This is a genomic window from Brachybacterium sp. AOP25-B2-12, assembly GCF_052378625.1.
Taxonomy (GTDB): Bacteria; Actinomycetota; Actinomycetes; order Actinomycetales; family Dermabacteraceae; genus Brachybacterium.
The window spans coordinates 1-14630 of the sequence record NZ_JBQSXW010000021.1 but is presented as its reverse complement, the minus strand read 5'-3'; the positions used below and the strand labels follow the sequence as shown (position 1 = coordinate 14630).

At 72.5% G+C, this 14630-nt stretch carries 13 protein-coding genes; 8 read left to right on the top strand and 5 right to left on the bottom strand.

Going from position 1 to position 14630, the window contains the following annotated elements:
* Nucleotides 1–62: 62 nt before the first annotated feature.
* Both ACT3TZ_RS13155 and ACT3TZ_RS13150 read left to right on the top strand, forming a co-directional pair.
* Nucleotides 63–827, top strand: a complete 765-nt coding sequence (locus tag ACT3TZ_RS13155; RefSeq protein WP_444583883.1) for a gamma-glutamyl-gamma-aminobutyrate hydrolase family protein — start codon at nt 63–65, stop codon at nt 825–827.
* Nucleotides 828–894: 67 nt separating this feature from the next.
* Nucleotides 895–1125: a hypothetical protein gene (locus ACT3TZ_RS13150; protein WP_444583882.1), complete on the top strand. Its 231-nt coding sequence runs from the start codon at nt 895–897 to the stop codon at nt 1123–1125.
* A 256-nt stretch (nt 1126–1381) separates the two neighbouring features.
* Here ACT3TZ_RS13150 and deoD read toward each other — a convergent pair whose 3' ends face one another.
* Entirely contained in the window at nt 1382–2116 is a 735-nt protein-coding gene (deoD, locus tag ACT3TZ_RS13145; protein ID WP_444583881.1) for a purine-nucleoside phosphorylase, read from the bottom strand.
* Between the two features lie 59 nt (nt 2117–2175).
* Here deoD and ACT3TZ_RS13140 point away from each other — a divergent pair, with 59 nt between their 5' ends.
* The gene (locus ACT3TZ_RS13140; RefSeq protein ID WP_444583880.1) at nt 2176–3471 is read left to right on the top strand and encodes an MFS transporter; all 1296 of its coding nucleotides are present in this window, start codon (nt 2176–2178) and stop codon (nt 3469–3471) included.
* Nucleotides 3472–3497: 26 nt separating this feature from the next.
* Here the strand turns inward: ACT3TZ_RS13140 and ACT3TZ_RS13135 are convergent, their stop codons facing one another.
* The 3 genes from ACT3TZ_RS13135 to ACT3TZ_RS13125 all read right to left on the bottom strand — a co-directional run bounded on the left by ACT3TZ_RS13135 (nt 3498) and on the right by ACT3TZ_RS13125 (nt 6172).
* Nucleotides 3498–4115, bottom strand: a complete 618-nt coding sequence (locus ACT3TZ_RS13135; RefSeq protein ID WP_444583879.1) for an L-threonylcarbamoyladenylate synthase — start codon at nt 4113–4115, stop codon at nt 3498–3500.
* 8 nt (nt 4116–4123) lie between these two features.
* Nucleotides 4124–5731 carry an AMP-binding protein gene (locus ACT3TZ_RS13130; protein WP_444583878.1) on the bottom strand — a complete coding sequence of 536 codons (1608 nt, stop codon included), beginning with the start codon at nt 5729–5731 and terminating at the stop codon, nt 4124–4126.
* A gap of 63 nt (nt 5732–5794) precedes the next feature.
* Nucleotides 5795–6172, bottom strand: coding sequence for a DUF952 domain-containing protein (locus ACT3TZ_RS13125; protein ID WP_444583877.1), 378 nt, complete (start codon nt 6170–6172; stop codon nt 5795–5797).
* 89 nt (nt 6173–6261) lie between these two features.
* Here ACT3TZ_RS13125 and ACT3TZ_RS13120 point away from each other — a divergent pair, with 89 nt between their 5' ends.
* The 3 genes from ACT3TZ_RS13120 to ACT3TZ_RS13110 are packed head-to-tail and all read left to right on the top strand — an operon-like array spanning nt 6262 to nt 8745.
* Nucleotides 6262–6759 carry a low molecular weight protein-tyrosine-phosphatase gene (locus ACT3TZ_RS13120; RefSeq protein ID WP_444583876.1) on the top strand — a complete coding sequence of 166 codons (498 nt, stop codon included), beginning with the start codon at nt 6262–6264 and terminating at the stop codon, nt 6757–6759.
* Nucleotides 6756–8231, top strand: coding sequence for an amidase (locus ACT3TZ_RS13115; RefSeq protein WP_444583875.1), 1476 nt, complete (start codon nt 6756–6758; stop codon nt 8229–8231). Before ACT3TZ_RS13120 ends, ACT3TZ_RS13115 begins: the two co-directional genes overlap by 4 nt.
* A complete protein-coding gene (locus ACT3TZ_RS13110) occupies nt 8224–8745 on the top strand; it encodes an RNA-binding S4 domain-containing protein (protein WP_444583874.1) in 522 nt (173 codons plus the stop codon). The genes ACT3TZ_RS13115 and ACT3TZ_RS13110 overlap by 8 nt, the downstream gene beginning before the upstream one ends.
* Nucleotides 8746–8764: 19 nt before the next feature.
* Here ACT3TZ_RS13110 and ACT3TZ_RS13105 read toward each other — a convergent pair whose 3' ends face one another.
* The gene (locus ACT3TZ_RS13105) at nt 8765–10186 is read right to left on the bottom strand and encodes a PrsW family intramembrane metalloprotease (protein ID WP_444583873.1); all 1422 of its coding nucleotides are present in this window, start codon (nt 10184–10186) and stop codon (nt 8765–8767) included.
* Between the two features lie 306 nt (nt 10187–10492).
* Here ACT3TZ_RS13105 and clpB point away from each other — a divergent pair, with 306 nt between their 5' ends.
* Together clpB and ACT3TZ_RS13095 are read left to right on the top strand one after the other, a co-directional pair.
* The gene (gene clpB, locus ACT3TZ_RS13100; RefSeq protein ID WP_444583872.1) at nt 10493–13132 is read left to right on the top strand and encodes an ATP-dependent chaperone ClpB; all 2640 of its coding nucleotides are present in this window, start codon (nt 10493–10495) and stop codon (nt 13130–13132) included.
* A 157-nt stretch (nt 13133–13289) separates the two neighbouring features.
* Nucleotides 13290–14600 (top strand): MFS transporter, encoded by a 1311-nt coding sequence (locus ACT3TZ_RS13095; RefSeq protein WP_444583871.1) that lies wholly within the window; start codon nt 13290–13292, stop codon nt 14598–14600.
* The last annotated feature ends 30 nt before the right edge of the window (nt 14601–14630 follow it).

The following is a 14630-nucleotide window of genomic DNA, read 5'->3' as shown; positions in this document are numbered from 1 at the left end:
CGAGGTCTGCTGGTGATCGTCGGAGCACCGACGACCCCTCACCTGCGCACGGAAGGACCGACATGGCCGAGCACCGCACCCGCCGCCCTCTCATCGGAGTGACCGCAGGAACCGCTCGGATGATGTCCGGCGCGTGGGAGGGTCACGACGCCGTCGTCCTCACCGAGCACTACGTCACCGCGCTGCGCGCCGCCGGCGCCCGCCCGGTGATCCTCGCCCCGCAGGACCGGTGGAGCGACGAGGAGGTCGCCGAGCTCGACGCCGTGGTGCTCACGGGCGGCACGGACCTCGATCCCGAGAGCTACGGCGAGCTGCCCGACGGCACCGGCTTCACCCCCGACCCCGAGCGCGACGCCTTCGAGATCGCCCTGTTCCACGCCGCCCGCAACGCCGGGGTCCCCGTGCTGGGCGTCTGTCGCGGCCTCCAGATCATCGCGGTCGCCACGGGCGGGACGCTCCTGCAGCACCTGCCCCGCGATCTGCCCGCCCACCCGGTCACCGGGGAGCGGATCACCGCCGTCGACGTCGAGATCGACGCCGCGAGCGACCTCGCGCTCGCCGTCGGCACCCGCGCCGTCGTGCAGGCCTTCCACCACCAGGGCGTGGCCTCCCACGGCGAGGACCTGCGCGTCGTGGCCCGCCATGCGAGCGGCCTGGCGCTCGCGCTCGAGGCCGCCGAGGGCAGCCCCGTGCTGGCCGTCCAGTGGCATCCCGAGCTGGACGACCGCGAGGCCGAGGGCGACGGCATCTTCGCCGCGCTCGTCTCGGCCGCGGCACTGCGCGCGCCCGCCCGCACCGTGGATGGCGCGAGCACCCCGGTGGTCTAGGATGATCGGCGACGCACGTCGCGATGGATCAGCCAGCGATGGATGAGCCGGCCCTGGAGGTCACAGCATGAACCACACCTCGGAGACCACGCCCGCCGAGGAGCGCCCCACGCGGACGGTCTCGACCGGCAACAATCCCGTCGTGAGCATCGTCCTGTTCGTCGTCATCTTCGCGGCGTTCTGCCTGGGCCTCTACATCATGAGCCTCCTGACCCCGGTGTACTTCATCGCCGGTCTCGGGATCGTGCTCGTGAGCCTGTTCTGCACGTTCACGCTGGTCCCCAAGCTCCTCACCTGAGCGGTGCGTCCGGTCCGGGACGGCAGCGCACAGCACGAAGGGCCCCGATGCTCGGCATCGGGGCCTTCGCGCGTCCCGGCGGCGTCCCGTGCGCCGGGTTCCCCGCGACCCACACCGGGACCGAGCCCGACACGGAGACCGAGACTGACACAGAGCCCGAGCCCGAGGCTGAGGCCGACACCGAGCTCGAGCCCGAGGCCGAGGCCGATGAGGAGCGCGGGGGCGGACCCGGGCCGAACGATGCCTTTCCTCCGGCTCAGCCGCGGTCCTGGCCCTCCTCGTCGTGCAGCCGGACGACGGCGTCCAGCGCCATCACCATCATGTCCTCGAAGCTCTCCTGGCGCTCGGCGGCCGAGGTCTCCTCACCGGTGATCAGGTGGTCCGAGACGGTGCACACCGCGAGCGCGCGGCGCGAGAACTGTGCGGCCAGGGTGTAGAGGGCCGCGGCCTCCATCTCCACGCCGAGGACCCCGTAGTCCGCGAGCGTCGAGGCGATCGTCGTGTTCGGGTTGTAGAACTGGTCCGAGGAGAACAGACCGCCGACGACCGCGGGCAGCAGCTTCTCCTGCGCCGCCTCCCACGCGAAGCGCAGCAGGTCGAAGTCCGCGGCGGGCGCGAAGGTGACGTCCCCGAACCGGGGCCGGTTCATCGAGGAGTCGGTCGAGGCCGCCTGGCCGAGGATCACGTCGCGCACCTTCACCGACTCCGCGAGAGCCCCGCACGTGCCGACGCGGACGATCGCCCGGACGTCGTACTCGGAGAACAGCTCGTGGGCGTAGATGCCGATCGAGGGCTGGCCCATGCCCGAGCCCTGTGCGGAGACGGGGACGCCGCGGTACGTGCCGGTGTACCCGAGCATCCCGCGCACATCGTTGTACTGCACGGGGTCCTCGAGGAAGGTCTCGGCGATCCAGCGGGCGCGGTACGGGTCCCCGGGCATGAGGACATAGGGGGCGATCTGGCCGGGTGCTGCTCCGATGTGCGTCGACATGCGATCAGCCTACGGTCCCGAGGTCGAGAACCGGTCCCCGAGGTGGCAGTATCGCCCTGGTGTCCTCCGGTCCCGCACGGCGCTCCCCACGCCGCCCCGCCCCCGCCCCTGCTGATCGTCGTGCCCGCTGGGCCGTGTCGCTCATCTTCTTCCTCAACGGCTGCTCGTTCTGCGCGCTGCTGCCCCGCTACCCGGACCTCGTGGACTCGATCGGCCTGTCGCTGGGCGCCTTCGGTCTCGCGGTGGGCCTGGGGCCCGTCGGGGGACTCCTCGCCGGGCTCGGCGCCGCCGCCCTCATGCGGCGCTTCGGCTCGGGACCCACCGCGGTCGCCTTCCAGCTCGTCGCGAGCACGGTGCACCTGCTGGTCTACATCTCCGGGTCCTGGCTCTGGCTCGCGACGGCCCTGCTGCTCGCCGCCGCCTCGGACGCGATCACGGACATCTCCATGAACGCCCACGGCATGCGGGTCGAACGCCGCTACCGCCGGTCGATCCTCAACTCGTATCACGGGTGGTGGTCCCTCGGTGCGGTCACCGGCGGGCTCATCGGCGCCGCCTGCGCCGGTGCCCAGGTCCCGCTATGGCTCCAGGGCACGTGCGGCCTCGTCGTGTTCGGGATGCTCGCCCTGGTGGCCTCCCGGTTCCTGCTGACCGGTCCCGACGGCACCGAGCGGGTGCCCGCCCAGGCGGGCCCCTCGGCGGCGAGCGCCCAGGACGCCCCCGCCGAACCCGTCGGCGCGGCCCGCGTGCTCGGCGCATGGCACATGTCCCTGCGCTCGGTGACGCTGCTGCTGGCGCTGGGCATGGTGCTCGTGTTCGCCGGGTCCACGGAGGACGCCGGGAACACGTGGGGTGCGCTGTTCATGCGCGACACCTTCGCGGTCGGGCCCTTCGCGGCGGGCATGGCGTTCGTGGCCCTGCAGGGCGCCCAGACCATCGGCCGCTTCACCGGGGACGCGGTCGTGGACCGCCTGGGCGACCGCACGACGGCGCGCCTGGGCGCCGTGCTCTCGGCCGCCGGGATGACGCTCGCCCTGACGGTGCCGCACCCCGCGACCGCGGTGATCGGCTTCGCATGTGCCGGATGGGGCATCGCGACCCTGTTCCCGGCGGCCTTCCGGACGGCCGACGAGCTGCCGGGCGTGACCCCCGGCGTCGGCATCACGCTGGTGGGCTGGTTCGCGCGGGTCGGGTTCTTCCTGGCCCCGCCGATCGTCGGGGCGCTCGGCGACGCGTTCACGCTCCGGTACGCGCTGTGGCTGATGCCGCTGTACGCCCTCGGGATCCTCGTGTTCTCCGGGGTCCTGGACACGCGGCGCGGGGACCGGGACGGGGCTCAGCCTGCGCCGGTGTGATCCATCGGGCGGCGAGGCCGTCCGGGTCAGAAGCGGCTGATGTCCCCGGCGCCCTCGCGGCGGATCTCGAGGTCGCCCCGGGACAGGTCCACCACCGTGGTCGGCTCCGTGCCCACCTCGCCGGCCTCGATGATCGCGTCGACCTGGTGGTCCAGGAGATCCTGGACCACCCAGCCCTCGGTCGGCGGATCCTCGTGGCCCGGCAGCAGCAGGGTCGAGGAGACGATGGGCTCCCCGAGGGCCTCGACGAGCGCATGCGCCACCTTGTGATCGGGGATCCTGACGCCCACCGTGTGCTTGCGGGGGTGGGCCATCCTCCGCGGCACCTCCTTGGTGGCGGGCAGGATGAAGGTGCAGGGACCCGGGGTGGCGTTCTTGACCAGCCGGAACACGGGGTTGGAGACGATCACGAACTGGGCCAGCTGGGCGAAGTCCGCGCACACGAGCGTGAAGTCGTGGTTCGCACCCACCTGACGGATCCGACGGATCCGCTCGAGGGGCTCCTTGGCATCCAGAGCGCAGCCCAGCGCGTAGCAGGAATCCGTGGGGTAGGCGATCAGCCCGCCCTCGCGCAGGATGTGCACCGCCTGGTCGATGAGGCGGGGCTGAGGGTTCACCGGGTGGATCTCGAGATAGCGGGCCATGCCCGATGCTACTGCGCGACCGCCCGAGGGGTCTCGGCGACGGCGCGCACCACGTAACCCTCGCCGAGGTCCTCCGGCTCCGCGACGACGTCGATCTCGCGCGGGACCTTGGCGGGCGAGAGGCGATCGGCGGCGAAGGCCCGGAGGTCCGCGGGGGTGGCGGGCGCGCCGTCCCGCAGCACCACGCGGGCGCTCACGGCGTCCCCGCCGTCGGGCAGGGCGACCCCCTCGACGGCGGCGGCGACCACGTCGGGATGGGCCAGCAGGATCGCCGCCACCTCGCGCGGGGAGATGACCCGGCCGTCGGGGCTGATGATCTCGCGGCGGCGCGACCGCACCAGGACCTCACCGGTCGCAGCCCCCGGGCGGACCTCGTCGCCCGTGCGCACCCAGCCGTCGCCGGACAGCGCGAGCGCGGTCTCGTCGGGCCGGTTCCAGTAGCCGTGGAACACCTGGGCCCCGGAGATCCGCAGCTCGTGGTCGGCGCCGATCCGCACCTGGACGCCGGGCAGCGCGGATCCGAGCCCGCGGGGCGCACCGGCGTCGAAGTAGCCGCCGAGGGCCACCCCGCACTCGGCGCGCACGTAGGCGACGTCGACGGGATGCCCGAGGACACCCGCCCAGGCATCCGCGACGGCGGTGCGCAGCCCCGGCTGGAGCGCGAGCGCGCGATGGAGGGAGGCGAGGTCGCATCCGGACTCCTCGGCCATCGCCGCGACCTCCGAGAGCAGGGCCGGGGTGCCGGTGAGGATCGTCAGGCGCCCACGCCTGACGGCGGCGACGACGTCCTCGCCGGTCTCGGCGAGGACCAGCTGATGGCCCCCCAGCAGCGCGGCCACGAGGCCCACGGGCGCGCCCGCGGCCTCGTGCAGCGGCACGGTCGCGCAGACCACCTGCGCGGTGCGGGGGGCCGGCTGCGGGGCAGGGTCCCAGAGCCGGGCGAGCTGATCGGCATCGGCCACGAGGTTCTCGTGGGTCAGCATCGCGCCCAGCAGCTCGCCGTCGCGGCCGATCGTGTACTGCAGGAGCGCGAGATCCCGCGGACGCGGAAGGGGATGGCTCGCGGGCAGGGGCGCCGAGGCGGCGAGCTGGCGCCAGGGGATCACCTCCTCGGTCATCCGGCGGCGCTGGCGGGGGCGCCGCCCCAGGGTGCGCATCGACCGCACCGGACCGGTGACAGCGCTCTGCAGGCGCTCGACGGTGCGGCGGCGGGGCTCGATCGCGATGACCGCCTTGGGGTGGAGATCCGGTGGCAGCGCGCGCACGGCCTCGAGCGCCTCGGGCTCGACGATCGCGACGACGGCCGCGTGGTCCTCGAAGGCGCGCCGCAGCTCCCGCGGCGTCGAGTCCCCGTCGTGCAGCACCGCGACCGCCCCGATCCGCGTGACGGCGTGGAAGGCGACCACCGCCTCGGCGTGCATGCCGCTGACGATCGCGACGCGCTGACCCGGTCGCACGCCCAGCTGGTGCAGGCCGCGCGCGAGGCGCGCCACCTCGTCGAGGAGGCGCGCGTAGGTGCGTCGATGGCCGTCGTGCTCGAGGGCGATCTGCAACGGCGCGCGGAGGGCCGCCTCCGCGAGCGCCGCGGGGACGCTGGGCGCAGGGATCTCGGGCATGGGCGCCATGCTAGGGACGCACCCTGGGACGGACCTCCGTGCCCGCGGGCTGTCGCCGCGGCCTCAGGCCACGACGACGAACTCCGCGCCGATCCATCGCGTGCGGCGGATCCGGACCACGGCGTCGACGGGCAGCGCACCCAGGATGTGCGGGTAGCCCTGGGCGGTGTCGCCGCCGCCGGGGTGCGGTTCGATCTCGACCTCCACCTCGATGCCCGCGGCCTCCACGCGTGCGACGTCGATCTCGAGGATCACGAGGTCCTCGGGGTGCTCGGGGTACAGGCGGCGGGCGAGGGCCGAGACCTGCTCGGGCCACGAGGCGTGGATGAACCCCTCCTCCGCGAGGGATCGTCCCCGGGTCGAATGGGTGTAGACACCTGTCCGCACCGCGTCCTGCCAGAGGGCGAGCTCGGTGACGTGCCAGATCAGGGGCGCGGGCATGAGGGGGAGTGTAGCGTGGCCCCACACTCTCACCCGGCCGTGCGCCAGGCCCGGGCACCCCCTTCCCTTCCGACGAGAGGACCTCCTCGATGCCCTACCGCGTCCTGGCGGTCTGCACCGGCAACATCTGTCGTTCGCCGATGGCCGAGCTGCTCCTGCGGCGCGCCTTCGAGGACGCGGGCCTCGCGGACCAGGTGGAGGTCGAGTCCGCCGGGACCACGTCATGGGAGCAGGGGGAACCGATCGATCCGCGTGCCGGTGCCGTCCTGGCCGAGCACGGCATCGACTCCGCGGAGCACCGGGCATCCCAGATGACGCCGGACCAGCTGCGGCGCAGCGACCTCATCCTCGCGCTGGACCGGGACCATCTCGGTCCGCTGTGCCGGATGGCCGGGTCCGCCGAGGACCGCGTCCATCTGTACCGGGAGTTCGATCCGGAGGCGCACGGCGATCTCGGGATCCGCGACCCCTGGTACGGGGACGACGCGGACTTCTCGACGACCTGGGACCTGCTGGCCGCGGGCGCTCCGGGGATCGTGGACTTCGTCCGCGGGCAGCTGGCCGGCGCGGAGGTCCCGTCGACATGACGGACGTCGGCCCACGCCTGGACCACGCGGGGGCCGAGTCCCTCGCCGCCGCCCTGCGCTCCGGGGCGACGACTGCCGCGGCGCACACCGAGCGCGTGCTCGATCGCGCGGCCACGCTCGGCCCGACCGTCGGAGCGTTCGCGCATCTGCTTCCCGAGCTCTCCCGCGCCCAGGCGGAGCACGCCGACGCCGCGATCGCCCGCGGGGACGCGCGCCCGCTGGTGGGGGTGCCGCTGCCCGTCAAGGCCCTGACCCGCATCGCCGGGGTCCCATGGGACGCGGGCAGCGTGGTCCTGCGGGGCACCGTCGCGGAGGTCACCGACGGGGTCGCCGAGGACATCCTCGCCGCCGGCACCGTGACGATCGGCACCACCACGGTGCCCGAGTTCGGGTTCCCCTGCTACACCGAGCCCGTCGGGCAGGATCCCGCCCGCACCCCGTGGGACACCCGCCGCACGGCGGGCGGCTCCAGCGGCGGCGCCGCGGCCGCGGTGGCGACCGGGATCGTCCCGCTGGCCCACGGCAGCGACGGCGGCGGCTCGGTCCGGATCCCGGCAGCCTGCTGCGGCGTCGTGGGGCTGAAGACCTCGCGGGGGCTCGTCTCCCCGGGGCCGCACGGCTCCGAGGGGCCCGGGCTGGTGGCGGACGGGATCCTCGCGCGCACCGTGCGCGACGTGGCCCTCGGGCTCGACGTGATCGTCCACACCCGACCCGGGGACGCGTATCCCCTGGCCTCGGGCACGACGACCTTCCGACAGGCCTGCGAGCACCCCGAGCCCCTGCGCGGCGGCCTGCGGGTGGGGCTGCTCACCGAGCCGTTGAACATCCGCACCGTCGTCCACCCGGCAGCCCTGCGGGCCACGGAGAGGGCCGCCGAGCTGCTCCGGGGGCAGGGCTGCGAGGTCGTCGAGATCGGCGCGCCCTTCACCCCCGAGCAGTGGCAGGCCTTCTTCCCGCTGTGGGCCGTCGGCGCCGCCTCGATACCGCTGCCCGACGGGGCCGAGGACCACGTGACGGCCCTGACCCGCTGGCTGCGGGAGCAGGGACGTGAGGTCACGGGTCGCGAGCTCGCCGCGGCATCGATCGGCATGCAGACCGTCGCGCGGCGGGCGGGGGAGGCCTTCGCCGCGTTCGACGTGATCCTCACCCCGAGCCTCTCCGGACCGCCCGCCCTGCCCGAGACCCTGCAGCTGCCGGACCCGGCGGCGGACTTCGCGGCCCAATGCGCCTTCACCCCGTGGACCAGCACCTGGAACATGACGGGCCGCGCGGCCGTCTCGGTCCCGCTGCACCGTGAGACCCTCGACGGTGTGGAGCTCCCCTTCGGCGTGCACCTGGGGGCCGTGCGCGCGGGCGACGACGACCTCCTGCTCGCCGTCGCCGCGCTGCTCGAGCGTCTGGACCCGTGGCCGCTGGTGACGCCGGTCCGGGCGCCCTCCATCGAGGACGACGAGGGACCCGGCCATGTCTGACGACGAGGCAGCGGCCGAGGACGGGCGTCCTGGCATCGGCCCCCGTGCCGACGCTCCGGTCGCCGCCACGCGCTCGGACTCCGCGGTCGCCGGAGACGCCGGGACCTCGCGGGAGATCGTCGGACCCCGGCCCGGAGATCCCGCCAGCGTGCGCCTGGACGTGTGGCTGTGGTCGGTGCGTCAGGCCAAGACACGTTCGGCCGCGACGGCGGACTGCCGTGGCGGCCACGTGCGCCTGAACGGGGCGCCGGTCAAGGCGTCCCAGGCCGTGCGGCTCGGCGACGAGGTCAGGGTGCGGCGTCCGGGCATCGAGCACGTGCTGGTGGTGCGCCGGCTGCTGGCCAAGCGGGTCGGTGCCCCCGTGGCCCGCACGGCGTACGAGGACCTCACCCCGCCTCCGCCGCCGCAGATGCTCGCGCGGCCACCCCGCCGCGACCAGGGCTCCGGGCGGCCGACCAAGAAGGAACGACGCGAGCTGGATCACCTGCTGGGCCGCGAGGCGGACGGGCGCTGACGGTGCCCGGCCCGGCGGGTCAGGCGCTGCGTGCCGCGAGCTCCTGACGGTTCGCCGTCAGACGATCCAGGAGTCGCCGCTCCTCCGCGACCGCCTTCGGGCTCGCCCCGTCGGCCAGCAGACGCTGCCGGTTGGAGGCCAGCGCCGCCGAATCCCGGATGAACCGCTTCATGAGAGGTCCGGCGTTGAAGGACTTCGCCCACCGGCGGCCTTCGCGGCGTCCCTTCCAGGTGGCCAGCAGGTCGACCTCGGCGTGGGTGAGCCAGCCCTGGTTCGCGTAGTCGCCCAGGCGCACGCGGGTCAGGCGCGACTCGTCCCACACGAGGTAGCCGATGAGTCCCAGCCAGATCGCCGACATGCAGAACTGCAGGGCCAGCATGATGATCAGCCCGGCGACATCGAGCATCGCGGGCAGGAGGGTCACGCCGCCGTTCCAGAACGCGTGGAGGAACATGCCCGGCCAGGTCGCCACGAGGAAGGAGATGATCCCGGGGACCGTGCCCCATTTGCGCAGGACGAGCCCCATGATGACGCCGGTCAGGGAGCAGTAGATCGAGTGGCCGAAGATCCCGATGACACCGCGGACGATGATCATCGGGATGCTGTCGGTGAAGCCGAGGCCGGCCTCGGCCACGCGCATGTAGTACAGGATGTTCTCGACGAAGGCGAAGCCGCCGCCGATCAGCGCCCCGTACACGAGGCCGTCGAGGGGGCCGTTGAAGGCCCGGCGGGCCAGCAGCGCCAGCAGCACGAGTCCCAGGCCCTTGCTGGTCTCCTCGACGATGGGGGCGCTGAAGACGGATCCTGCGAAGTCCGCGATCGAGCTGTCGCCCGTCGCGGAGAACACGACCATGCCGAAGAGCGTGTTGAGCACGAACGAGATGGAGACGGCGATCGCCGCACCCCAGAACACGGCGATGAGCAGGAGGGGGAGGGGCTGGGGGTCCCAGCGGTCCGCCAGGACGATCACGCCGGTGATGACCAGCAGCGACAGCAGCGCGATGGTCCCGTAGACGAGGCCGTAGGCGGGGTTGACCTCGCCTCCGAGGACCACCAGCAGGAAGGCGCCGGTCAGGATGAACACGAGCAGCAGGCCGAGCAGGACCGCGATGATCCACGCGGCGATCTGGGAGGCGGGGGCATGGGACTTCTGCCCCGAGACGTCCTGGACGCGACGGCTCTGGGTCGCCCATGCGCTCGACGGCTGTGCCTGCTGCGGGGCCTGGATGCCCGCGGGCGCGTACCGCTGACGCGTGAGCCCCGAGGCGGGACGCACGGAGGTGTCGTACAGACGGGGCAGCCCGTAGTCGACGTGCTGCGGCTGGGTCTGGAAGGACGGTGCGCCCTGGACCGGCCCGGTGGGGGCCGCACCCTGGCGCGGACGACCGTTGGGCATGTACTGCCCATCGCCGGGCGGCGGGGAGCTCGGGGGCTGGGTCATCGGGGAGGGCCTTCCGGGTCCGGGGACGGGATGCTGCGGGCGTCGGCGGGCGCAGGCGGTCACCGAGTCGGAGCGATCCGCCCCGGCGACTGGTGCCCACCCACCATCTCGGGTGATGCTACCGGTGACGGGGGACACAGGTCGTTCGTCGTCCACACCGGGTCACGGAGACACGGAACCCGTCAGGGTTGAGCGGAATAGACTCAAGGTTGCGCGGGTTGCACTCTGTGACGCCGTTCCCGGGCGGTCGCACCCGCGCGGCCACGACCGATCGGCACACACACCACGACATGCGGAGGAGACGCAGTGGAATTCCACTTCACCACCCGGTCGCAGGAGGCCGTGGCCCAGGCCGCGGAGCTCGCCGAGGCACGGGGGAATCCCCAGATCACCCCGGCGCACCTCCTGTCGGCCCTCATCCATCAGCCCGACGGGATCGCACGCGCCGTGCTCGCGGCCGTCGACGTCGACCTGTCGGCCCTGACCGCGAAGGTCGAGGGGCAGCTCGATGCGCTGCCGCGGGTCAGCGGCAGCGGTCAGCGTCCGACGTTCGTCGGCCCCGGCTACGACGCGCTCGAGAACGCGCGCAAGGACGCGGACTCCCGCGGCCACACCTACCTGTCGACCGAGAACCTGCTCATGGGCATCTCCCTCGGTGCGGACGACACCGCTCGACTCCTCGCCGCCGTCGGCGCGGGGCCCGAGCCGTTGCGAGATGCCATCACCGAGATCAGAGGGGACAAGGACACCACGATGGACACGGAGAACCCGGAGGGCTCGTTCAAGAGCCTCGAGAAGTTCGGCATCGACCTGACCGAACAGGCGCGCGAGGGCAAGCTCGACCCCGTGATCGGCCGCGACGCCGAGATCCGCCGGGTCGTGCAGGTGCTCTCACGCCGCACCAAGAACAATCCCGTGCTGATCGGTGAGCCCGGCGTCGGCAAGACCGCCGTCGTCGAGGGCCTGGCCCAGCGGATCGTCGCCGGGGACGTGCCGGAATCCCTGCGCGGCAAGACCCTCATCTCCCTGGACCTGTCCTCGATGGTCGCCGGGAGCAAGTACCGCGGCGAGTTCGAGGAGCGGCTGAAGTCCGTGCTCGACGAGATCCGCACGAGCAACGGGCAGGTCATCACCTTCATCGACGAGCTGCACACCGTCGTCGGGGCCGGCGGCGGCAGCGAGGGCGCCATGGACGCCGGCAACATGCTCAAGCCCATGCTCGCCCGCGGCGAGCTGCGCATGGTCGGCGCCACGACCCTCGACGAGTACCGCGAGAACATCGAGAAGGACCCCGCCCTCGAGCGCCGGTTCCAGCAGGTGTTCGTGGGGGAGCCCAGCGTCGAGGACACCATCACGATCCTGCGCGGGCTCAAGGACAAGTACGAGGCGCACCACAAGGTCTCCATCACGGACTCCGCGCTCGTCGCCGCCGCAACGCTCTCGGACCGGTACATCTCGGGTCGCCAGCTGCCCGACAAGGCGATCGACCTCGTCGACGAGGCGGCCTCGCGCCAGCGCATGGAGCTGGACTCCTCGCCGGTCGAGCTCGACATCCTCCGTCGCCAGGTCGACCGTCTGAAGATGGAGGAGCTCGCGCTCTCGGGCAGCGACGACCCCGGGTCCGTCGCCCAGCTCGAGTCCGTGCGCGCCCAGCTCGCCGACCGCAGCGAGAAGGCCGATGCGCTCGCGGCCCGGTGGGACCGGGAGAAGGCGGGGCTGAACCAGGTGGGCGAGCTCAAGGCCCGCCTCGAGCAGCTGCGCATGCAGGCCGACCGCGCCCAGCGCGAGGGGGACCTGTCCGCGGCCTCGAAGATCCTCTACGGCGACATCCCGGACCTCAAGAAGGAGCTGCTGGACGCCGAGGAGCGCGAGCAGGCCGGAGATCTCGGCGAGGCCGAGAAGCCGCTCGTCTCCGAGCGCGTGGGACCCGATGACATCGCCGAGGTGGTGGGGGCCTGGACGGGCATCCCCGCCGGGCGCCTGCTGCAGTCCGAGACCCAGAAGCTGCTGCAGATGGAGGACATCATCGGCAACCGCCTGATCGGCCAGAAGAGGGCCGTCCGGGAGGTCGCCGATGCGGTCCGCCGCGCCCGCGCCGGGATCTCCGACCCCAACCGCCCCACCGGCTCGTTCCTCTTCCTGGGCCCCACGGGCGTGGGCAAGACCGAGCTGGCCAAGGCCCTCGCGGAGTTCCTCTTCGACGACGAGCACGCCCTGATCCGCATCGACATGTCCGAGTACGGGGAGAAGCACTCCGTCGCGCGGCTCGTCGGTGCCCCTCCGGGCTATGTCGGCTACGAGGAGGGCGGTCAGCTCACCGAGGCCGTGCGGCGACGTCCGTACTCGGTGATCCTGCTCGACGAGATCGAGAAGGCCAACCCCGACGTCTTCGACATCCTCCTGCAGGTGCTCGACGACGGGCGGCTCACCGACGGGCAGGGCCGCACGGTCGACTTCCGCAACACGATCCTGATCCTCACCTCGAACCTCGGGGCCCAGTTCCTGCAGGACCGGGGGCTCGACGAGAAGGCGCAGGAGGAGGCCGTGATGACCGTCGTCCGTGCCTCGTTCAAGCCGGAGTTCCTCAACAGGCTCGACGACATCGTGATCTTCGAGCCGCTGAGCCGCGAGGACCTCGCGCGGATCGTCACCCTCCAGGTGGCGGCTCTGGGCGCCCGGCTCGCGGAGCGCCGGATCGACCTCGTCGTCTCCGATGCCGCGACGGACTGGCTCGCCGAGAAGGGCTTCGACCCGCTGTACGGGGCGCGCCCCCTCAAGCGCCTGGTCCAGAAGGAGATCGGCGACGCCCTCGCGCGGCTGATCCTGCAGGGCGAGGTCCACGACGGGGACACCGTGGCGGTGGACCGCGACGAGGAGGCCGACGGCCTGCGGCTGTCCGTCGAGACGCCCGAGGGCGAGGAGACCGCGGAGGTCGAGGTCGACTGACCGCACCCCCGGACCTGCAGCGCCCCGGCGTCCACGCGGACGTCGGGGCGCCGCATGTCCGGGCACCGGGACGAACCGGCGCATCTCGCCAGGACACGCCGCCGCGGACCCTCGGGGACTTGCATCGTGGCCCGGACGGAGGTCTACCCTCGCGCCCATGTCCCCGCACCCCTCGCCCCCGACCTCCTCCACGACCGCACCCGCTCCGCAGTCCCGCCTGAAGACCGTCCTCGGGACGGGCCTGGGCAACGGCCTGGAGTGGTACGACTGGAACATCTACGCGAGCTTCGCGGTGTACTTCTCCGCGCAGGCCTTCGACGACACCAACCCCACCTCCGCATTCCTCTCGACCATGGCGATCTTCGCCGTCGGCTTCGTGGCACGCCCGCTCGGCGGGGTCGTGTTCGGCTGGATCGGCGACCGGATCGGCCGCAAGCACGCGCTGACCCTCGCCGTGCTGTGCGCCTCGTTCGGCTCGCTGCTGATCGCCGTGCTCCCGACCTACGGGCAGGTGGGCGTCTTCTCCTCGCTGATCCTGCTGCTGGCCCGCCTCATCCAGGGGCTCGCCCACGGCGGGGAGCTGCCCTCGGCCCAGACGTACCTCGCCGAGCACGCTCCGCGAGCGCGACGCGGGCTGTGGGCCAGCTCGATCTACATCACCGGCACTCTCGGGCTGATCGCCGGGCTGCTGCTGGGCCTGCTGCTGTCCAGCGTCCTGACCGAGGCGCAGATGAACTCCTTCGGCTGGCGGATCCCCTTCGCCCTCGGCGCCGTGCTGGGACTGATCGCCCTGTGGATCCGCTCCTCGATGGAGGAGTCCGAGGTCTTCGCCGAGAACAAGTCCGCCCAGGAGTCCGCCGGCACGAAGGTCCGCGTCTTCTCCGCGCTCTGGAAGGGTCGGCGCACCGCCCTGCAGGTCATCTTCATGACCGCGGGACTCACGGTCTCCTACTACATCTGGTCCGTCTCGATCGCGGCCCTGGCCAAGCAGAACCTCGGGTACAGCCCGCAGGAGGCCTTCGAGGCCGCGCTGATCGGCAACGTGGTGCTGATCGTCGCGCTCCCGCTGTGGGGGCTCGCCTCGGACCGGATCGGACGCAAGGTGTGCGCGATCGCGGCGCTGGCCGGCAGCGCGATCACGTACATCCCGCTGATCCTGCTCATCCAGGGGGAGTTCTGGCAGCTGACCCTCGCGATCTGCGTGCAGCTCGCGTTCCTGGCGGGCTTCCTGGGGCACGCCCCGGCGATGTACGCGGAGATGTTCACGACCGCCAACCGTGCGAGCGGGTTCGGGATCCCCTACGCGATCGCCATCGCCCTGTTCGGGGGGACGGCGCCCACGCTCAACACCCTCTTCGGCAACCAGGTGCTGTTCGGGCTGTACGCGATCGGGCTCTCGATCATCTCGATCATCACCATCGCGACGTTGCCGGAGACCAAGGGCAAGGATCTCGCCGAGTCCGCGTGAGGCACGGGAGCGGCGGGGGGGGGGGTCATA